Consider the following 19,810-nt stretch of genomic DNA (forward strand, 5'->3'; position numbering starts at 1 on the left):
CGTTAACTAAATATTGCATGAAGTTTGCGGCAGAGCAGGCATTTCCTCGCCTGTGATCATGGCACGCGTCATGCATTGTTAACGAGGTAACACTAGATCGGCTTTTGACAGCGTGTTAACAGCGAGGCGGTATGACGACGAAACCTGAGATGTTGAGCCGTATCGAAACGATGTTTAGCCAGTTCACGCCCAGCGAAAAACGGGTCGGAAGCTGGTTGCTTGCCCACGCCGCGCAGATACCGTTTGAAACGGCTGAAAGCGTCGGTCAGGCGAGCGGGACGAGCGGGATCACCGTGGGACGCTTTCTGCGCAAGCTGGGCTACCGCAACCTGGAGGATGTCAAAAAGAGCCTGCGCGATCCGTATCAGCCCTGGGGTATGAACGAACGTCTGGACTCCTGGCAACAGCAGCGCCCCCTGCCCAACCGCCTTCAGCACGCCCTTTCGCTGGAAGTGGACGCCATCACGCAGGTGTATCAGCTCGCGCAAACGGACGTCTTCCGCCAGGTCGTACACAACCTGGCCCATGCGGATGCGGTGTTTGTGCTGGGGATCCAGTCCACCCGCGGGATTGCCAACGCCTTCTTCAGCCACCTTGAGTACCTGCGCCCGCGCGTGAGCTATTCGGAGGGGGCATCCGGAAGCTGGGTGGAATCCCTCAACTCGGGGTTTTCGCACCCTTATGTCGTGCTGACCGATACGCGCGCCTACTCCGCGATGGCCCGCCAGTACTGCCGCGTCGCGAGCGAAAAAGGCATTCCGCTGGCCTTAATCACCGACATCTGGTGCCCGTGGGCGCGGGATTATCCGATGGACTTACTGCAGGTGAAAACCGATACCGGTCATTTCTGGGATTCACTTGCCCCCGTGAGCTGTTTGTTCAACCTGCTGCTGTCGGGCGTGGTGGAAGCGTTGGGTGATGCGCTCCCGGCACGTCTGGCGGTAAACCGGCAATTACAACAAGAGTTTGGTCAATTCGAACGCTAAAGGAGCGGAGCTATGCCCGAAGAGAGTGAACTGATTGATGTGGCGAAGACATTTCCCACGCTGCATATCGATCTGAAGTACGCCACTGCCGACAACATCACCGGTCGCCCGATCTACCAAGAGGCGCTGTGCCTGCTGCATACCGACGCCGCCACCGCGCTGGCAAAAGCCATCAGCATTGCCACGCTGGCCGGGCTGAAGCTGGTGGTGTACGACGCCTACCGACCGCAGCAGGCGCAGGCCCAGCTGTGGGATGCCTGCCCGAACCCGGAATATGTGGTCGACGTGGCGATTGGCTCCAATCATAGTCGCGGCACGGCCATCGACGTCACGCTGATGGACGAACACAATACCGTGCTGGATATGGGCGCCGGTTTTGACGAAATGCACGACCGCTCGCATCCGTATCACCCTTCCGTACCGCCGCACGCCCAGCGCAACCGTCTGCTGCTGAATGCCATCATGTTCGGTGGCGGTTTTGTCGGTATCAGCAGCGAATGGTGGCACTTTGAACTGCCGGACGCCGCCAGCTACCCGCTGCTTGATGACCGTTTTGCCTGTTTTCCCCTGACGCACACCCCTCTTTAAACCTGGAGCACTGCCATGAAAACATCGCTTCTCACGACCCTGATCGCCGCCACGCTGGTAATGAACGCTCCGCTGGCGCTGGCTGCCGTACCGAAAGACATGCTGGTGATTGGTAAAGCCGCCGACCCGCAAACGCTCGACCCTGCCATCACCATTGATAACAACGACTGGACCGTCACCTATCCGTCCTATCAGCGTCTGGTCAAGTACAAGCCAGGCTCTACCGAGGTGGAAGGCGATCTCTCGACAGGCTGGAAAGCGTCCGACGACCAGAAAGAGTGGACCTTTACCCTGGCGGATAACGCGAAATTCTCCGACGGCACGCCGGTCACCGCCGACGCGGTAAAACGCTCTTTTGAACGCCTGCTGAAGCTCGGCCAGGGGCCGTCTGAAGCTTTCCCGAAAGATCTGAAAATTGATGCGGTAGATGACCATACGGTGAAATTCACCCTCAGCCAGCCGTTTGCCCCCTTCCTTTACACGCTGGCAAATGACGGGGCATCCATCATTAACCCGGCAGTGCTGAAGGAAAATGCCGCGGACGATGCGCGCGGTTTCCTGGCGCAAAACACCGCCGGTTCCGGGCCGTTTATGCTCAAAAGCTGGCAGAAAGGCCAGCAGCTGGTGCTGGTGCCTAACCCACACTGGCAGGGTGAAAAACCGCACTTTAAGCGTGTATCGGTAAAAATTATCGGAGAGAGCGCCTCCCGCCGATTGCAGCTTTCCCGCGGCGATCTGGACATTGCCGACTCCCTGCCGGTCGATCAGCTCTCGGCCCTGAAGCAGGAAGGAAAAGTCGCCGTCGCGGAATACCCGTCCCTGCGCGTGACCTATCTCTACCTCAACAACAGCAAAGCGCCGCTCAATCAGGTGGATTTACGTCGAGCCATTTCATGGGCGACGGACTACCAGGGCATGGTGAAGGGCATTCTGAGCGGCAACGGCAAGCAGATGCGCGGCCCGATCCCGGAAGGCATGTGGGGCTTTGACGCCACGGCAATGCAGTACAGCTTCGATGAGGCCAAAGCGAAAGCGGCCCTGGAGAAGGTCAAAGACAAGCCCGCCAGCCTGACCTTCCTTTACTCGGATAACGATCCGAACTGGGAGCCTATCGCCCTCTCAACCCAGGCCAGCCTCGGCAAGATCGGCATTAACGTCAAGCTGGAGAAACTGGCGAACGCCACCATGCGCGACCGCGTCGGTAAAGGCGATTACGACATTGCGATCGGTAACTGGAGCCCGGACTTTGCCGACCCCTATATGTTCATGAACTACTGGTTCGAATCAGACAAAAAAGGGCTGCCGGGCAACCGTTCGTTCTATGAAAACAAAGAGGTCGACTCGCTGCTGCAGGCCGCGCTGAAAACCACCGATCAGGCAGAACGCACCAAAGATTACCAGCAGGCGCAAAAAGTGGTGATTGACGAGGCGGCCTACGTTTATCTGTTCCAGAAGAACTATCAGCTGGCGATGAACAAAGAGGTTAAAGGCTTCACCTTTAATCCGATGCTTGAGCAGGTGTTCAACATCGCCACCATGAGTAAATAACGAATTCGCCGGGGGAAAGTGTATGACGTTCTGGAGCATCGTGCGCCAGCGCTGCTGGGGATTACTCCTGGTGGTGGCCGGTGTCTGTATCATTACCTTTATTATTTCACACATGATCCCCGGCGATCCGGCCCGTCTGCTGGCCGGAGACCGTGCCAGCGACGACATCGTGCAAAACATCCGCCAGCAACTGGGGCTGGATCAGCCGCTGTATATCCAGTTTGGTCGCTACGTCGATGCTCTCGCCCATGGCGATCTCGGCACGTCCATTCGTACCGGACGTCCGGTTGCACAAGACCTGAAGGCCTTTTTCCCTGCCACGCTGGAGCTGGCCTTTTGCTCCCTGCTACTGGCGCTGGTCATCGGCGTGCCGTTGGGGATTTTGTCGGCGGTCTATCGCAACCGCTGGCTGGATCATCTGGTGCGATTAATGGCGATGACCGGCATTTCCACACCAGCCTTCTGGCTCGGTCTGGGCGTTATTGTGCTTTTCTACGGGCACCTGCAGATCCTGCCGGGCGGCGGCAGACTGGACGACTGGCTCGATCCGCCGACGCACGTCACCGGGTTTTACCTGCTGGATGCCCTGCTGGAGGGCAACGTCGAGGTCTTTCTCAATGCGCTTCAGCATCTGATTTTACCCTCGCTGACGCTGGCGTTTGTTCACCTGGGCATCGTGGCGCGTCAGGTGCGTTCCGCGATGCTGGAGCAGCTTAGCGAGGACTACATCCGCACGGCGCGCGCCAGCGGCCTGCCTGGCTGGTACATCGTCCTGCGTTACGCTCTGCCCAATGCGATGATCCCGTCGATTACCGTGCTCGGGCTGGCGCTGGGCGATTTGCTGTACGGTGCAGTACTGACCGAAACCGTCTTTGCCTGGCCGGGGATGGGTGCCTGGGTGGTGACGTCCATTCAGGCGCTCGATTTCCCTGCCGTGATGGGCTTCGCTGTCGTCGTCTCTCTGGCCTACGTATTGGTGAATCTGGTGGTCGATCTGCTTTATCTGTGGATTGACCCGCGAATTGGGCGCGGAGGTGCCGAATGATGTTAACGCAGGAAACGCCCGTCCCGGTTAAAACTGCAAGACAACGTATCAACTGGGCAAAACTGTTCTGGATGCTGCGACAAAGCCCACTCACGATAGTTGGCGGCGTGATTATGATTGCGATGCTCCTGGTGATGGTGACCTCACCGTGGATTGTGCCGCATGACCCGAACGCGCTGGATCTGACCGCCCGTCTGCAGGCACCGTCCGCACAACACTGGTTTGGTACCGATGAAGTGGGACGCGATCTGTTCAGCCGCGTCCTGGCAGGCAGCCAGCAGTCGATCGCCGCCGGGCTGGCGGTGGTGGTGATTGCAGGCGGCATTGGCTCGCTGCTGGGCTGTTTGTCCGGCGTACTGGGTGGGCGCGGCGACGCCATCATCATGCGGGTGATGGACATCATGCTCTCTATACCCTCTCTGGTGCTGACCATGGCGCTGGCTGCCGCGCTCGGCCCGAGCCTGTTTAACGCCATGCTGGCGATCGCCATTGTCCGCATTCCGTTTTACGTCCGTCTGGCGCGCGGCCAGACGCTGGTGGTCCGCCAGTTTACCTACGTGCAGGCCGCCCGCACGTTTGGCGCATCGCGCTGGCATTTGATCCGCTGGCATATTCTGCGCAATGCCCTGCCGCCGCTGATTGTGCAGGCTTCGCTGGACATTGGTAGCGCTATTCTGATGGCCGCGACGCTGGGGTTTATTGGCCTGGGTGCACAGCAGCCGACCGCCGAATGGGGGGCGATGGTGGCCGTTGGCCGTAACTACGTTCTCGACCAGTGGTGGTATTGCGCCTTTCCCGGTGCGGCCATTTTGATTACCGCCGTGGGTTTTAACCTGTTCGGTGACGGTATCCGCGACCTGCTGGATCCGAAGTCAGGAGGGAAACAGTCATGACCGAATCGGTATTACGCATTGAAGACCTGCACCTGAGCTTCCCGATTTTTCGCGGTGAGGTCCACGCGCTGAATAACGTCTCGCTGGAGATCAAAAGGGGTGAGATCGTCGGCGTGGTGGGCGAATCGGGATCGGGGAAATCCGTGACCGCAATGCTCGCCATGCGGCTGCTGCCGGAAGGCAGCTACCGGATCCATCAGGGCCAGGTGATGCTACTGGGTGAAAATGTCCTCGCGGCATCTGAGAAACAGCTCCGCCAGTGGCGCGGCGCCAGAGTGGCGATGATTTTTCAGGAGCCGATGACCGCCCTCAATCCGACGCGACAGATTGGCAAACAGATGGTGGAGGTGATCCGCCAGCATCGGCCACTTTCCCGGCGGGAGGCGCAACAAAAGGCGATTACCCTGCTGGAAGAGATGCAAATCCCGGACGCGCACCAGGTGATGGCGCGTTATCCGTTCGAACTCTCCGGCGGCATGCGCCAGCGGGTGATGATCGCCCTTGCCTTCTCCTGCGAGCCGGAGCTGATCATTGCCGACGAACCGACCACCGCACTGGACGTTACCGTCCAGCTGCAGGTGCTGCGCTTGCTGAAGCATAAGGCGCGGGCCAGCGGCACCTCTGTACTGTTTATCAGCCATGATATGGCCGTGGTATCCCAGCTCTGCGACAGAATGTATGTGATGTATGCCGGTAGCGTGATAGAGAGCGGCGCCACGCAAACGCTGATCCATGCCCCTGTTCATCCCTACTCCATTGGCCTGCTGAAGTGTGCGCCGGAGAACGGTCAGCCGCGCGATCTGCTTCCGGCCATCCCCGGCACCGTCCCCAACCTCAGCCAGCTTCCGCAGGGATGCGCATTCCGCGATCGCTGCTTTGCCGCCGGGGCGAAATGCAGCGAAACCCCGCGCTTACACCCCCATGGCGCAGAAGGCCAACAGGCCGCCTGCTGGTATCCGCAACAGGAGAAACCCCATGTCTGATGTGCTGCTGGAACTGGATAGCGTGCACGTAAACTTTGCGGCACGTAAAAACTGGCTGGGCCGCGTCACCGAGCAGGTGCATGCGCTCAACGGACTCGATCTGCAGATCCGCCGGGGAGAAACGCTGGGCATTGTCGGGGAATCCGGCTGCGGTAAAAGCACGCTGGCCCAGCTACTGATGGGCATGCTTAAGCCCAGCACCGGGGCATACCAGCGGGTAAACCACGCGGGCGGCATGCAGATGGTGTTTCAGGACCCGCTCTCGTCGCTCGATCCGCGCTTGCCGGTCTGGCGCATCATCACCGAGCCGGTGTGGGTGCAAAAACGCAGCCCCGAACGGGAACGCCGACAGATGGCGGAAAACCTGGCGTTGCAGGTTGGCATTCGTCCGGAATATCTCGACCGGCTACCGCACGCCTTTTCCGGCGGCCAGCGCCAGCGCATCGCCATCGCCCGGGCTCTCTCGTCCGATCCGGACATCATCGTGCTCGACGAACCGACCAGTGCGCTGGATATCTCCGTGCAGGCGCAAATCCTCAATCTGCTGGTGACCCTGCAACAGCAGCGTAATCTGACTTATGTGTTAATTTCGCATAACGTCTCGGTGGTCCGACACATGAGTGACCGCGTGGCGGTAATGTACCTCGGGCAGATTGTGGAGCTGGGCAGCGCCGCGCAGGTGCTGGGGGAACCGCGCCATCCTTATACCCGTCTGTTGCTCGATTCGGTTCCCCGCACCGGTGAACCGCTGGATGAAACGCTGGCGTTACGCAAAACGGAGCTTCCCGGAAACCGTCACCTGCCCAAAGGCTGCTTTTTCCGCGACCGTTGCCCGCTGGCCACGCAGGGGTGTGAAGATCCCCAGGCTTTACAGCCCTCTCACGAGGGCCGTCACGTTCGCTGCTGGCGCAGCCTGGGTTAGATTTGCGCCATCCCGCCGTCCACAAACAGCTCGGTGGCGTTAATAAAGCTGGCCGCATCGGAGGCCAGGAACGCCACCGCTTTCCCTACTTCACCCGGCGCGCCTAAACGTCCGAGCGGGACCTGCGCGGCCAGCGCATCGTACAGCCCCTGACGGTGTTCTTCCGGCACCAAATCACCGAGCCCCGGGGTTTTGATTGGGCCCGGACTCACCACGTTGACGCGGATCCCGCGGCCCTGCAAATCCAGCGCCCAGGAGCGGGCAAAGTTGCGAACGGCGGCCTTACTGGCACTGTATACGCTAAAGTTTGCCGTCCCCTTAATGGAGACCGTCGAGCCGGTCAGAATAATCGACGATCCGGCGGATAACAGCGGCAGCGCCTTCTGCACCGTAAAGAGCACGCCGCGGACATTAGTACCGAAAATACGGTCAAACTGCTCTTCGGTGATCGCGCCCAGCGGCAGCATATCGCCGCCCCCCGCATTGGCAAACAGGATATCCAGACGGCCTTCCTCTTTTGCAATCCGGGCATAAACCTCATCCAGATCGCCTAGTTTAGAGACATCCGCACGAATGCCCACTGCCGTTGAAGCAATTTCAGCCACCGCCGCGTCCAGCTCGGCCTGACGACGTCCGGTGATGTACACCTTCGCCCCCTGAGCCGCCAGCTCCTGCGCCGTGGCAAGACCAATACCGGTGCTGCCGCCGGTTACCAGCGCAATTTTTCCTGAAAGAGTCGTGTTCATGTCATTTACCTTTTGTTGGGTTTGATTTGCGCGCTTTCGCTCGCGTTGAACAAACTTTAGCCCTTGCAGCATTAATGAAAAATGGGCAAAAATGAAAATGACTATTCACATACAGAAATAATCAGAGGGCCTGATGGACCAGTTAATGGCAATGCGTGCCTTTACGCGGGTGGTGGAATCCGGCAGTTTTACGCGCGCGGCGGATTCGCTGAATATGCCGATAGCCACCCTGAGCAAGCTGGTGAAATCTCTCGAAACGCATCTTGAGATCCGCCTCCTGCACCGCACCACCCGCCGGGTCGTCACCACGCCTGAGGGGGCGGAATACTATGAAAAAGCACTCAGGGTGTTGATTGATATCGAAGATATTGACACCTCTTTTCGCGTTTCTCGCGCGACGCCAAAGGGGCATCTGCGCGTCGACATCGGCGGCTCCACCGCCCGCGACGTGCTCATCCCCCTGCTACCAGATTTCATGCAGCGCTACCCGGATATCCGGATCGATCTTGGGGTGGCCGACCGGCCCGTAGACTTAATCAGCGGTAACGTAGACTGTGTTATTCGCGGCGGCCCGCTGAACGACTCAACACTTATTGCCCGACATCTCGGCAATGCTGAAATGGTTACCTGCGCGACGCCGGGTTATCTGAAGAATCATGGCGTCCCGGCCTATCCGCAGGAGCTGCGCAACGGCCACAAATTGATAAGCTATCTCTCTCCGGTCACCGGGCGGGCCTTTCCGTTTCGCTTCAGACAGGATGGCGAGGCGCTGGAAATCAGCATTCCACACTATCTCGGCGTCAATGAAAGCAATGCCCATCTCGCGGCTGCCGCGGCGGGACTTGGGATTGTTCAGACTTTTGAGTATTCGGCAAACCACTATTTGCAGACGGGAACATTGACGGCAATCCTGAGCGACTGGCGCCCTGCGGCCTATCCGTTTCATGTGGTTTACCCCCAAAACCGGCATTTAACGCACCGCCTGAAGGTATTTATTGCCTGGCTGGCGGAGGTATTCCCCGCCGCGCTGAAGGGATAGCCGGGCGCGAACCCGGCTGGGGCTTAGTTGAGTTGGTAATCGAGCGTGATATCGGCTTTCAGCAGCTGCGACACCGGGCAGCCTGCTTTCGCTTTCTGAATGATGCCGTCAAACTGCTGAGGCGCGATGCCGGGAACAGTCACCTTGCTTTTCAGCGCAACCTTTGTGATGGCAAAACCGCCGTCGGTTTTATCCAGCGAGACGTCTGCAGTGGTATCAATGGAATCGGCGGTATAGCCCGCCTCACCCAGCATCAGCGAAAGCGCCATCGAGAAACAGGCGGCGTGTGCCGCGCCAATCAGCTCCTCAGGGTTGGTCCCCTTTTCACCCTCAAAGCGGGTGTTAAAGCCATAAGGCTGCTGATTGAGAACGCCGCTCTCGGTAGAAACCGTTCCTTTCCCGCGTTTAATGTCGCCAGACCAGTGTGCTGAACCGTGCTTATGAATAGTCATTCTTGCTCTCCTTTTGGCTTACAAAGGGTTAAGTATAGAAGGCTACTCAGATTCTGCGGCGAAGACAGAAGAGTCTTAGCCACTGAACACATGTTGCGCCAGTGCATCAAGGAATGCGCGCAGTGCGGCAGGTTGATATTCCCGGGACTGGTAAATGCCATGGATGGCAAGCGGTTTCGGCTCCAGCACGCTCAGAACCGGCACCAGTAATCCCTGCGCCAGCGCGTCAGATGCCTCACGCTCCGGCAACATGGCGATACCGCAGTGGTTAATCGCGGCGTCCATCAACAGCGATGAGATGCTGGCGCTCAGGTTGCCGCTGACGGCCACGCTCAGGCTTTCACCTTCCGGCGTAAGAAAATGCCAGGACTGCCCGGCGAAAAAACTGTAGTGCAGGCAATTATGCTGCGCTAAATCTTCGGGACTGACGGGCGTTCCGTGCTGAGCAAGATAGTCCGGCGAGGCGCAAAGGACTGAACGACACTCCCCGAGTCGGCGGGCGATCATGCCCGGTTCGGGGGTGTCGGTAATGCGTACGGCGACATCAATACGCTCCCCTACCAGGCTCACCGGGTGGTTGTTCACATCCAGCTCGATGCGCAGCTGCGGGTAGCGCGCGAGCAGCCCGGGGAGCACCGGCGCAATCAGGTGCATGGCGGTAAAGTGTGCACAGGCGACCCGCAGCGTGCCTGACGGCAAATCTTTCTCCGACTGGCCCTCAATCTCCTGCGAGAGCTGCGAAAGCGTCCGCGTTTTCTGCAACACTTTTTCGCCGGCTGCCGTCAGCGTCAGCTTGCGCGTGGAGCGGTTAACCAGCCGTGTTCCCGCCCACTTTTCCATTTGTTCCAGGTAGCGGCTCACCATCGGTCGCGAGATCCCCAATGCGCGGGCCGCCGCGCTCAAACTTCCCAGCTCGCATATCCGGTTGTAGACCTGAGCGGCAATAACGCGATCCATATACGCTCCATTTGCTCGATTTATGAAACTAAGCATGTCTTGTTTCAGGAATTCTGGCAAATACAAATATCCGTACAATAGAGACTTTCCTGAACCACAGAGACATGATGATGAAGCTTACTCGCCTTGCATTGCTTTGCGCCCTTTTCACACCGGCTGTTTTTGCCGCGCCGTTGACGATTGACACGTATAACCCGCAGGAAAAAGGCATTTTCGCGGTCTCTTCCACGCTGGTCTCTGGCCCGAAAGAAGCCGTTCTGTTTGACGCTCAGTTCAGCGTGAAAGATGGCGAAGCGCTGGTGGAGAAAATTCGCCGCAGCGGTAAAACGCTGAACAAGATTGTGATCACTTCCGGCGATCCGGATTTCTATTTTGGTCTGCAACCGCTGGTAAAAGCCTTCCCGAATGCCAAAGTGGTGGCCACGCAGCAGGTGGTTGACCATATTAAGGCCACCAAAGACGCCAAACTCGCCTTCTGGGGCCCGCAGATGAAAGACGGCGCGCCAACGACGCTGGTCGTTCCGCAGGTGCTCGCCTCAACCACGTTTATGGTTGACGGGGAAAAGATCGACATTGAACAACCAGACAGTTACGCGGCTTACGTGTGGATCCCGTCTGCGAAAACGATCCTCGGTGGCACCGGTGTCTCCTGGGGTATTCACGTCTGGACGGCAGATACCCAGACGCCTGCTCGCCGCCAGCAGTGGCAGCAAACCCTGGACAATATGGCTGCGCACAAACCTGAACGCGTGATCCCGGGTCACTATCTTGGGACTCCGCCTGCCGGAACGGGCGCGATTGATTTTACGCGTGGCTACCTGCAGCATTTTGAACAGGCTTTATCCGCACACAAAGACTCCGCGGGCGTTATCGGCGCGATGAAAAAACAGTACCCGGATCTTGCCGAAGAGAGCTCCCTGGAATTAAGTGCCAAAGTAAATACCGGCGAAATGAAGTGGTAAGTTAAAAACGGCTCCTGCTATATTTCCCCCATAGCAGGAGCACCGCCCAAATATCCTCGTTGCCCAACGTCCATTTATCCCCACGATTTAAAAGTGCATAAAAGCATGCACTTATGACATTTTCGTTTCTAAGATGAATCTTAGCCACAACGGGTAAAATATTTGCCATTCTGTTTATGAATTACATTTTTTGCGAGCCGTACCATTAAACAGACAACGACACGGAGGCAGCATGTTTACTTATTACCCGGCTAATACTACAGCAGCACAACCTGAGCTCGTTAACGCGATTGCGCAGGGTCTTCACGCCGAACACGGTGCTGTGACTGAAGATGACATTTTGATGGAACTGACCAGGTGGGTGGAATCCACGGATAATGACATCCTCAGTGACATCTACCAGCAGACCATTAACTACGTCGTCAGCGGGCGAAACGCACCTTTGTAAAAACCTGCTAAGCTGGATCTGCAACCTAAGGGGTTACATTTCGTTTGCGTAAGCAAACTGGTCCTTAAAACTATCAACAGGATTGAGGAGTTAACATGAAATCGAACCGTCAGGCACGCCACATTCTGGGACTGAACTACAAGCTTTCTAATCAGCGTAAAGTGGTGATTGAAGGCGACCACGAAACGCAAGTCACTCACGCCACCGGCAGAAAACGCCACGCGGGCAAGTAAGTTCCAGACTGAGACAGAGAACACCATCGGCAAAACCGATGGTGTTTTTGTTTATGTGTTGCGGTAATTAATATTCAGCTCCTTTATAATACCGCCCGACCGCACCCCATCGCACAGGCCAGAAAGATGACAAACAGCAGTGTCAGGGACGGATCTTCAAAAAAAGAGTGAGTGACATGGACAACAAACTGAAAAAACATCGTTCCTTATATATCCCTTATGCCGGACCGGTTTTACTCGAATTCCCCCTGCTCAACAAAGGTAGCGCCTTCAGCATGGAAGAGCGCAGCAGCTTCAACCTGCTGGGTTTACTGCCCGAAGTGGTTGAAACCATCGAAGAACAGGCAGAGCGCGCGTGGATCCAGTATCAGGGCTTCAAAACCGAAATCGACAAGCACATCTACCTGCGCAACATTCAGGACACCAATGAAACCCTCTTCTACCGCCTGGTGCAGAACCATCTGGAAGAGATGATGCCGGTGATCTATACCCCGACCGTGGGTGCTGCCTGCGAGCGTTTCTCTGAGATCTACCGTCGCTCCCGCGGGGTATTCATTTCTTACCAGAACCGTCACAACATGGACGATATTCTGCAGAACGTGCCTAACCACAACATCAAAGTCATTGTGGTGACTGACGGCGAGCGCATTTTGGGTCTGGGTGACCAGGGCATCGGCGGGATGGGTATTCCGATCGGTAAGCTGTCACTGTACACCGCCTGTGGCGGCATCAGCCCGGCGTATACCCTGCCGGTGGTGCTGGATGTGGGTACCAATAACCAGCAGCTGTTGAACGATCCCCTGTATATGGGCTGGCGTCATCCGCGTATTACCGACGAAGAGTACTACCAGTTTGTCGACGATTTCATCCAGGCCGTGAAACACCGCTGGCCGGACGTGCTGCTGCAGTTCGAAGACTTTGCGCAGAAGAACGCGATGCCGCTGCTGAACCGCTATCGCGATGAGATCTGCTCCTTTAACGACGATATCCAGGGCACCGCAGCCGTGACCGTGGGTACGCTTATCGCCGCCAGCCGCGCAGCCGGCAGCCAGCTGAGCTACCAGAAAATCGTCTTCCTCGGGGCAGGCTCCGCAGGCTGCGGTATCGCCGAACAGATTATTGCCCAGACGCAGCGTGAAGGTCTGAGTGAAGAACTGGCCCGCTCCCGCGTGTTTATGGTTGACCGTTTCGGCCTGCTGACCGACGGTATGCCGAACCTGCTGCCGTTCCAGACCAAACTGGTGCAGAAACGCGAGAACCTGAAAAACTGGGATACTGACAACGAAGTCCTCTCCCTGCTGGACGTGGTGCGCAACGTGAAGCCGGATATTCTGATCGGCGTTTCCGGACAAACCGGCCTCTTCACGGAAGAGATTATTCGTGAGATGCACAAGCACTGCGAGCGCCCTATCGTGATGCCGCTTTCCAACCCGACCTCCCGCGTAGAAGCGACGCCGCAGGACATCATCGCCTGGACCGAAGGTAACGCGCTGGTTGCGACCGGCAGCCCGTTCGATCCGGTGGTATGGAAGGATAAAACCTATCCGATTGCCCAGTGCAACAACTCCTATATCTTCCCGGGTATTGGTCTGGGCGTGATCGCCTCCGGCGCGTCTCGCATTACCGATGAGATGCTGATGTCCGCGAGCGAAACCCTCGCGGGCCACTCGCCGCTGGTCAATGATGGTGAAGGGCTGGTACTGCCTGAGCTGAAGGACATCCACAAGGTGTCGCGCGCTATCGCGTTTGCGGTAGGTAAAATGGCGCAGCAGCAGGGCGTGGCAGTGAAAACCTCTGCCGACGCGCTGCAGCAGGCTATTGACGATAACTTCTGGATGCCTGAATACCGCAGCTATCGCCGTACCTCGATTTAATTCGCTCCGACCGTTCCCTCTCCCCGTGGGAGAGGGTTAGGGTGAGGGCATCAGACCGCATCATCGAATCCCACTAGCCAAACCCCCTTTCCCCCGCTACACTCCTTTCATCCATTAACCTACTGAATATATAAGGAGGCCAATTATGCTGTACTGTGAAATTTTCAATGTTTCACATACATTTGGTGATCGCACCCGCTCAAGCGTTATCGGTATCGTGCTGCGATAACTTCTGCTTGAGCGAAGACACCAACCCCTGAAATCCCTTCTCTCGGGCTTACTGAGTTATCGTCAGCGATGTTTGACGAGGCATAAACATGCCTGTAACTCTTGGGTAAGCAACAATGAGCACTTTACTCACTGCACAATCTTTACGTGTTGATACGGCGTTTGGCACGCTCTTCGACTCCCTTTCTTTTACGCTGAAAAAAGGCGACCGCATTGGCCTGCTGGGCGATAACGGCTGCGGAAAAAGTACGCTTTTAAAGGTGCTGGACGGCACAGACTCCCCCGCCGCCGGTACGGTAGCGCTGGCCGGGCACTGCCTGATGGCGCGCGTTGAGCAACATCTTCCGGACGCTATTTTCCCGCTGACCATGCTGGATGCCGTACTCGCACAGCTGCCTTTAGCTGAGCGCGATAGCCTGCGCTGGAAAGCCGAAACGCTGCTGGCCGGCATGGGCTTTACCCCGCAGGATATGACGCTGCGCTCCGCCACGCTGAGCGGTGGGCAACACACCCGGCTGCTGCTGGCGCGGGCGTTGATTCACGAGCCGGATCTGCTCCTGCTGGATGAACCCAGTAACCACCTCGATTTGCCGACCATGCTCTGGCTGGAACATTTTTTACAGAACTGGTCAGGCAGCTTCGTGCTGGTCTCGCACGACCGACAGTTGCTGGATGCCGTCACGAACGGCAGCTGGATCCTGCGCGATAAAACGCTGCACTACTTTGCCCTTCCCTGCACGGCCGCACGCAAGGCGCTTGAAGCAAAAGATGAAAGCGACGCGCAGCGCCACAAGGCGGAGCAAAAGGAGATCGACCGCGTGACCGCCAGCGCGAAGCGGCTGGCGACCTGGGGCAAGGTTTACGATAACGAAGACCTGGCCCGGAAAGCCAAACAGATGGAAAAACAGGTCGAACGGCTGAAGGAGAGCCAGACGGCACTTACGGCTGGCAGCCAGTGGACGTTAACCCTGCGCGGCGATGCGCTTCGCGCCGACCGACTGCTGGAGATAGAAAACCTTGGCGTGCCGCCTGCGCCGGGGCTTTCTGAGCTGTTTAACATCGACATCGCGCGTCTGAAAAGCGGCGATCGCGTGGCGATTGTGGGTCGTAACGGCTGCGGAAAATCGTCCCTGATGAAGCTTATCTGGCGCTGTTTTAGTGATGAGCAGAGCGAAACGGGGCTGAAACTTCATCCACGCGTGTCAGCTGGCTATTACGATCAGACGCTGAACCAGCTGCCGGATGACGCCACACTGTTTGACGCGCTGGAGCCGTTCGCGCCCGACCCGCAACACAGAAAAATGGCGCTCATCAGCGCCGGATTTCCGTGGGCGCGTCACGGACAAAACGTCAGTACGCTCAGCGGTGGCGAACGCTCTCGACTGCTGTTTGTCGGCCTGACGCTTGCCCGCTATAGCCTGCTGATGCTCGATGAGCCGACCAACCATCTCGACATGGAGGGCAAAGAGGCGCTGGCGCAAACCCTGCAGCAGTTTGAGGGCGGCGTCCTGCTGGTCAGCCACGACCGTCAGTTAATTAGCCAAAGCTGCAACCGTTTCTGGTTAATTGAAGAGGGAAAGCTGAGCGAATGGCATGATGCAGAAGCGGTATTCGAGCGGCTGCGTGAAAGCGCGGGACTGGTAACATCCCCAGCTCCCGTCGACGCCACGACCATGCCTGTATCCCCCTCTGACGATCTGCTTGAACGGCTTGTCGCGCTGGAAACATTGCTGGAAGACGATCTCGCGCGGAAGCCAAAGCATCAAAAACCGCAGCTACAGGCACAATGGCGTAAAGAAATTAAGGAGATAGAAGCACAGCTGTAACGCTGCGCCCGGCGAGCCTCTCGTCGGGCCAGTATTTTCCCCCTTAATTATTAGAGGAACATCCTTTTCTTATTCTGAAATCACCTTAAATGATGACATTATGTTGCGGGCACCTTGCATTACAGCGCTTAAGCATTAATCCTTGAGGAGTATTACACCTGCTATGCAGATACTCATCATGAACAAGGAGATACACATGAAGGCTGCTGTTGTTACTCAGGATCATCAGGTTAACGTTACCGAAAAAACCTTGCGCCCGCTCAAGCACGGGGAAGCCCTGCTGAAGATGGAATGCTGTGGCGTATGCCATACCGATCTTCACGTAAAGAACGGTGACTTTGGCGATAAAACCGGGGTGATCCTGGGCCATGAAGGGATTGGCATCGTGAAAGAAATCGGCCCTGGCGTGACGTCGCTGAAGGTCGGCGATCGCGCAAGCGTCGCCTGGTTCTTTGAGGGCTGTGGTCACTGTGAATACTGTAATACCGGCAACGAAACTCTGTGCCGCGATGTAAAAAACGCCGGTTACTCCGTTGATGGCGGCATGGCGGAAGAGTGCATCGTCACCGCCGATTACGCGGTAAAAGTACCGGACGGTCTGGATTCTGCTGCCGCCAGCAGCATCACCTGCGCAGGTGTCACCACTTACAAAGCGGTGAAGATCTCAGGTATTAAACCGGGCCAGTGGATTGCCATTTATGGTCTGGGTGGGCTGGGCAACCTTGCGCTGCAGTATGCTAAAAACGTCTTTAACGCCAAAGTCATCGCGCTGGATGTTAATGACGAACAGCTGAAGCTTGCCGCCAGCATGGGTGCGGATTTGACCATCAACTCCCGCAGTGAAGATGCCGCTAAAATTGTGCAGGAAAAAACCGGCGGCGCACATGCTGCTGTCGTCACTGCCGTCGCAAAAGCGGCCTTCAACTCCGCGGTAGATGCCGTGCGCGCCGGTGGTCGTGTGGTCGCGGTTGGTCTGCCACCGGAAGCGATGAGCCTGGATATTCCGCGCCTGGTGCTGGACGGCATTCAGGTGGTGGGTTCACTGGTTGGTACCCGTCAAGATCTGCAGGAAGCGTTCCAGTTTGCGGCGGAAGGTAAAGTGGTACCGAAGGTGACAATGCGTCCAATCGAAGACATCAACGCCATCTTTAAAGAGATGGAACAAGGCCAGATCCGTGGCCGTATGGTGATCGATTTACGCTCATAAGCGCTCAACATTTATCACCGCTCCCGAAAGGGAGCGGTTTTCATACAGCCGTACGAGCCTTAACGTGTGACTGTCTTGTCCGCAGATATCCGTACAACAGCAATGCGCTCATGGCCGAGAACGAGAGTATTGCCGCTGGTAGCGTGACGTAACGCCAGCTAAAGCCAAGGGTAATCATCATCCCGCCAAAGTACGCGCCAATCGCACTGCCGAGATTAAATGCCATCTGCCCCCCTGCCGCCCCCAGCATCTCACCGCCCTTCGCATTTTGCAGAAGGAGGATTTGCAGCGGCGCAGAGAGCGCAAACAGCCCGGCACAGCAGATAAAGCCCATGCCCAGCGAGGCCGTTTTCTGTTCGCCAGTGGCAAAAAGCAGCAGCAGTGAGGCGACAATCACCATATCGGTGGTGGCGGCAATGCGCAGCGGGCTAAAGCGACCAGAGAGTTTACCGCTTAACAGATTGCCCAACACCATCCCAAGACCCATCAGCATCATGATGGCGGTCATCACCCCTTCCGAAAAACCGGAGACGTTCACCATAAAGGGCTTAACGAAGCTGAACCACGCAAATACACCGGCGTTACCAAACATAGTGGCGGCAAAAATCAGCCACGGTTCTGGTCTTTTCAGAAACTGGAACTGCTCGGTCAATTTGATTTCTGATCTGTCATGGAGGTGTGGCACCCAAAGGATAACCGACAGGATCACCAGCGCATCAAACACCGCAATCAGGAAAAAGGTATAGCGCCAGCTAAATGCGTGCCCCAGCCAGGTACCCAGCGGGACACCGACCAGGTTAGCCACGGTCATACCGGCGATCATCCCGGCCACGGCAACCGTTACCTTCCCCGGTGGTGCTATTTTAGAGAGGATAATCGCCCCGACGCCAAAAATGGCCCCGTGCGGAAAACCAGAAATTAAACGCCCCAGCGCCAGCCAGAAATAGGACGTGGAGAAAGTAAACAACGCATTGCCGACAGCGCACATTGCCACCAGGAACAACAGCGTGGTTTTTAACGAGAACTTGCCCGAAAAGAGCGCCACAATAGGGGCACCAATCACCACGCCGAAAGCATAAAACGAAATCATATTCCCGGCCGAGGGAATAGAAATACCGGTATCGTGCGCCAGTTCGGTGAGCACACCCATAATGCCAAATTCAGCCATCCCCAGGCCAAACGTGCCAAGCGCCAACGAAAACATTGTCTTTTTCATACCACGACCACAGGTTAAAAACTCGCGACGGGCATTATTGAACAAACTTGTATGGTGAGCCAGTTCAAATCAGCTGGCTGACACGTTAATCCATTAATTCAGGTGGATTACACTTCATAGTGCGGCCTCGCTTTTTCCCGCGCCGGACAACCTGAGGATGACAATCATGGGAAGCAAGAAGAAAACCAGTGTCGCTGTTGATGTCGAAAAAAATGCACCGCTGAAAACCAAAGAGTACGAAAAAGAGCTTCGTCGCCTCCACGTTGAACTGGTGAAGCTCCAGCAGTGGGTCGTCGCCAAAGGGTTAAAAGTGTGTATCGTTTTTGAAGGGCGCGATGGCGCCGGTAAAGGCGGCACCATAAAAGCGATCACCGAGCGCGTCAGCCCGCGCGTTTTCCGCGTTGTTGCTCTTCCCGCACCCACCGAGAAAGAGAAAACCCAGCTCTATTTTCAGCGTTATGTTCCCCATCTGCCCGCTGCCGGGGAGATCGTGATATTCGACCGAAGCTGGTACAACCGCGCGGGCGTCGAGCGGGTCATGGGGTTCTGCACGCCGGAACAGGTGGAGAAGTTTCTCGACGGTACGCCGGTGATGGAAAAAGCGATGGTTGATGCCGGGATTATTCTGCTGAAGTACTGGCTTGAGGTGACACCGAAAGAGCAGGAGCGCCGTTTACGTGACCGTATTAACGACGGTCGTAAAATATGGAAGCTCTCGCCGATGGATATTAAATCGTTTAACCTGTGGGATGAATATACCGTAGCGCGCGATGCCATGTTTGCGGCAACCGATACCGCCTGGGCACCGTGGTATGTGGCCCGTTCGGAAGATAAAAAACGCGTGCGGCTGAATATTATTTCGCATCTCCTGACGCAGATCCCGTATAAAGAAATTCACGTTGAAAAGGTGGAATTACCGAAACGTAAAATTGACAAAGTGAAACCGACGAAATACCCGTTCCGTTATGTGGAAGAGCGGTTCTAAGATTACTGGAAGACGGCTCGCAGAATGTAGATTACCAGGGGAAAAGGTATTGTTTTTTGTTGGCTGCGGTTGATAATGGCCGCACCAACAAAGGAGATACGAATGAAACACACAGTTGACCACACCCTCTCGCGAAGCATTAAACCAACAGTACCGTCGGGCCATACCTCACCAGACTCCGTTGCGCCGTGTCAGTCATCAGATGCGGATCGTTCATTCATTCACTCAATGAATGAATTTGTGGAAAAACATGGAACCATTACTGATGATGAGTTTTTCAGGGTGCTTTAATGCTGAGACAATTTAATGTTTACCGGAATACCTCTACAACAACCAGGGATAAGCTGCCTTACTACATGCTCATTCAGGATGATTATTATGATGATCTTGCCACGCGCGTAATTGTGCCACTTGCGAGAGTGAATAAATTACCGTTATGGCAGAGTCAGCTGGCACCAGCCGTAAATATCGATTTTGAAACGTTTCTGATTTATTCACCCATGATAACCAACCTTAACAACAATAAAATTAACCCCAAAGATTTTGTTTGTAATTTACGTAACACACGTCATGATGTTATAGCCGCAATTGATCGTTTATTGACGAATACATGACGCCAGTCGGCCAGGCATTTGCCCTGCTCGCGCAAGCGCAGCGCCGCCGGGCAAAGCC

Annotated in this window: 21 protein-coding genes; 17 read left to right on the forward strand and 4 right to left on the reverse strand. The window is 56.3% G+C overall.

Annotation, left to right across the window (positions count from 1 at the left end):
- The first annotated feature begins 131 nt into the window (after positions 1-131).
- From A4308_RS16000 to A4308_RS16030, 7 genes are read left to right on the forward strand one after another with little or no spacing between them, the layout of a single operon-like run.
- Positions 132-986: a MurR/RpiR family transcriptional regulator gene (locus A4308_RS16000; protein ID WP_014883891.1), complete on the forward strand. Its 855-nt coding sequence runs from the start codon at positions 132-134 to the stop codon at positions 984-986.
- Positions 987-998: 12 nt separating this feature from the next.
- Positions 999-1,574 carry a D-alanyl-D-alanine dipeptidase gene (gene ddpX / locus A4308_RS16005; RefSeq protein WP_047027022.1) on the forward strand — a complete coding sequence of 192 codons (576 nt, stop codon included), beginning with the start codon at positions 999-1,001 and terminating at the stop codon, positions 1,572-1,574.
- A gap of 15 nt (positions 1,575-1,589) precedes the next feature.
- Positions 1,590-3,122, forward strand: coding sequence for an ABC transporter substrate-binding protein (locus tag A4308_RS16010; RefSeq protein ID WP_045282126.1), 1,533 nt, complete (start codon positions 1,590-1,592; stop codon positions 3,120-3,122).
- 22 nt (positions 3,123-3,144) lie between these two features.
- Positions 3,145-4,167 carry an ABC transporter permease gene (locus tag A4308_RS16015; RefSeq protein ID WP_014883894.1) on the forward strand — a complete coding sequence of 341 codons (1,023 nt, stop codon included), beginning with the start codon at positions 3,145-3,147 and terminating at the stop codon, positions 4,165-4,167.
- On the forward strand, positions 4,164-5,060 hold the full coding sequence (gene ddpC, locus A4308_RS16020) for a D,D-dipeptide ABC transporter permease (protein WP_014883895.1): 897 nt from the start codon (positions 4,164-4,166) through the stop codon (positions 5,058-5,060). Before A4308_RS16015 ends, ddpC begins: the two co-directional genes overlap by 4 nt.
- Positions 5,057-6,043: an ABC transporter ATP-binding protein gene (locus tag A4308_RS16025; RefSeq protein WP_014883896.1), complete on the forward strand. Its 987-nt coding sequence runs from the start codon at positions 5,057-5,059 to the stop codon at positions 6,041-6,043. Before ddpC ends, A4308_RS16025 begins: the two co-directional genes overlap by 4 nt.
- Positions 6,036-6,965 carry an oligopeptide/dipeptide ABC transporter ATP-binding protein gene (locus tag A4308_RS16030; protein WP_045282127.1) on the forward strand — a complete coding sequence of 310 codons (930 nt, stop codon included), beginning with the start codon at positions 6,036-6,038 and terminating at the stop codon, positions 6,963-6,965. Before A4308_RS16025 ends, A4308_RS16030 begins: the two co-directional genes overlap by 8 nt.
- Here the strand turns inward: A4308_RS16030 and A4308_RS16035 are convergent.
- Positions 6,962-7,711: an SDR family NAD(P)-dependent oxidoreductase gene (locus A4308_RS16035; protein ID WP_023337325.1), complete on the reverse strand. Its 750-nt coding sequence runs from the start codon at positions 7,709-7,711 to the stop codon at positions 6,962-6,964. The genes A4308_RS16030 and A4308_RS16035 overlap by 4 nt on opposite strands.
- 133 nt (positions 7,712-7,844) lie before the next feature.
- On the opposite strand from A4308_RS16035, the gene A4308_RS16040 reads away from it, so the two are divergent.
- Positions 7,845-8,750 (forward strand): LysR family transcriptional regulator, encoded by a 906-nt coding sequence (locus tag A4308_RS16040; protein WP_045282128.1) that lies wholly within the window; start codon positions 7,845-7,847, stop codon positions 8,748-8,750.
- 23 nt (positions 8,751-8,773) lie between these two features.
- On the opposite strand, the gene A4308_RS16045 is transcribed toward A4308_RS16040, so the two are convergent.
- Together A4308_RS16045 and A4308_RS16050 are read right to left on the reverse strand one after the other, a co-directional pair.
- Positions 8,774-9,202, reverse strand: coding sequence for an OsmC family protein (locus A4308_RS16045; RefSeq protein WP_045282129.1), 429 nt, complete (start codon positions 9,200-9,202; stop codon positions 8,774-8,776).
- Between the two features lie 75 nt (positions 9,203-9,277).
- On the reverse strand, positions 9,278-10,159 hold the full coding sequence (locus A4308_RS16050; RefSeq protein WP_014883901.1) for a LysR family transcriptional regulator: 882 nt from the start codon (positions 10,157-10,159) through the stop codon (positions 9,278-9,280).
- A gap of 110 nt (positions 10,160-10,269) precedes the next feature.
- Between A4308_RS16050 and A4308_RS16055 the strand changes: the two genes are divergently transcribed.
- The 6 genes from A4308_RS16055 (at position 10,270) to adhP (ending at position 16,937) form a co-directional block, all read left to right on the forward strand.
- Positions 10,270-11,121, forward strand: a complete 852-nt coding sequence (locus tag A4308_RS16055) for a Vmh family MBL fold metallo-hydrolase (protein WP_032628979.1) — start codon at positions 10,270-10,272, stop codon at positions 11,119-11,121.
- Positions 11,122-11,353: 232 nt separating this feature from the next.
- Positions 11,354-11,569, forward strand: a complete 216-nt coding sequence (bdm, locus tag A4308_RS16060) for a biofilm-dependent modulation protein (RefSeq protein WP_014883903.1) — start codon at positions 11,354-11,356, stop codon at positions 11,567-11,569.
- Between the two features lie 95 nt (positions 11,570-11,664).
- Positions 11,665-11,802 (forward strand): stationary-phase-induced ribosome-associated protein, encoded by a 138-nt coding sequence (sra, locus tag A4308_RS16065; protein WP_008501714.1) that lies wholly within the window; start codon positions 11,665-11,667, stop codon positions 11,800-11,802.
- Between the two features lie 176 nt (positions 11,803-11,978).
- Positions 11,979-13,676 (forward strand): NAD-dependent malic enzyme, encoded by a 1,698-nt coding sequence (locus A4308_RS16070; protein ID WP_023330463.1) that lies wholly within the window; start codon positions 11,979-11,981, stop codon positions 13,674-13,676.
- A 344-nt stretch (positions 13,677-14,020) separates the two neighbouring features.
- The gene (locus A4308_RS16075) at positions 14,021-15,730 is read left to right on the forward strand and encodes an ABC-F family ATP-binding cassette domain-containing protein (RefSeq protein ID WP_045282130.1); all 1,710 of its coding nucleotides are present in this window, start codon (positions 14,021-14,023) and stop codon (positions 15,728-15,730) included.
- A gap of 196 nt (positions 15,731-15,926) precedes the next feature.
- Positions 15,927-16,937 (forward strand): alcohol dehydrogenase AdhP, encoded by a 1,011-nt coding sequence (gene adhP / locus A4308_RS16080; protein WP_023330465.1) that lies wholly within the window; start codon positions 15,927-15,929, stop codon positions 16,935-16,937.
- A gap of 40 nt (positions 16,938-16,977) precedes the next feature.
- Here adhP and araJ read toward each other — a convergent pair whose 3' ends face one another.
- The gene (gene araJ, locus A4308_RS16085; protein ID WP_045282131.1) at positions 16,978-18,153 is read right to left on the reverse strand and encodes an MFS transporter AraJ; all 1,176 of its coding nucleotides are present in this window, start codon (positions 18,151-18,153) and stop codon (positions 16,978-16,980) included.
- Between the two features lie 166 nt (positions 18,154-18,319).
- Here araJ and ppk2 point away from each other — a divergent pair, with 166 nt between their 5' ends.
- The 3 genes from ppk2 (at position 18,320) to A4308_RS16100 (ending at position 19,752) form a co-directional block, all read left to right on the forward strand.
- Positions 18,320-19,138 carry a polyphosphate kinase 2 gene (ppk2, locus tag A4308_RS16090; RefSeq protein WP_045282132.1) on the forward strand — a complete coding sequence of 273 codons (819 nt, stop codon included), beginning with the start codon at positions 18,320-18,322 and terminating at the stop codon, positions 19,136-19,138.
- A 102-nt stretch (positions 19,139-19,240) separates the two neighbouring features.
- Entirely contained in the window at positions 19,241-19,429 is a 189-nt protein-coding gene (locus A4308_RS16095) for a hypothetical protein (protein ID WP_045282133.1), read from the forward strand.
- Positions 19,429-19,752: a CcdB family protein gene (locus A4308_RS16100; protein ID WP_045282134.1), complete on the forward strand. Its 324-nt coding sequence runs from the start codon at positions 19,429-19,431 to the stop codon at positions 19,750-19,752. The genes A4308_RS16095 and A4308_RS16100 overlap by 1 nt, the downstream gene beginning before the upstream one ends.
- The last annotated feature ends 58 nt before the right edge of the window (positions 19,753-19,810 follow it).

Origin of the sequence: Enterobacter sp. ODB01, assembly GCF_001623605.1 — a bacterium.
Classification (GTDB): Bacteria; Pseudomonadota; Gammaproteobacteria; order Enterobacterales; family Enterobacteriaceae; genus Enterobacter; species Enterobacter kobei.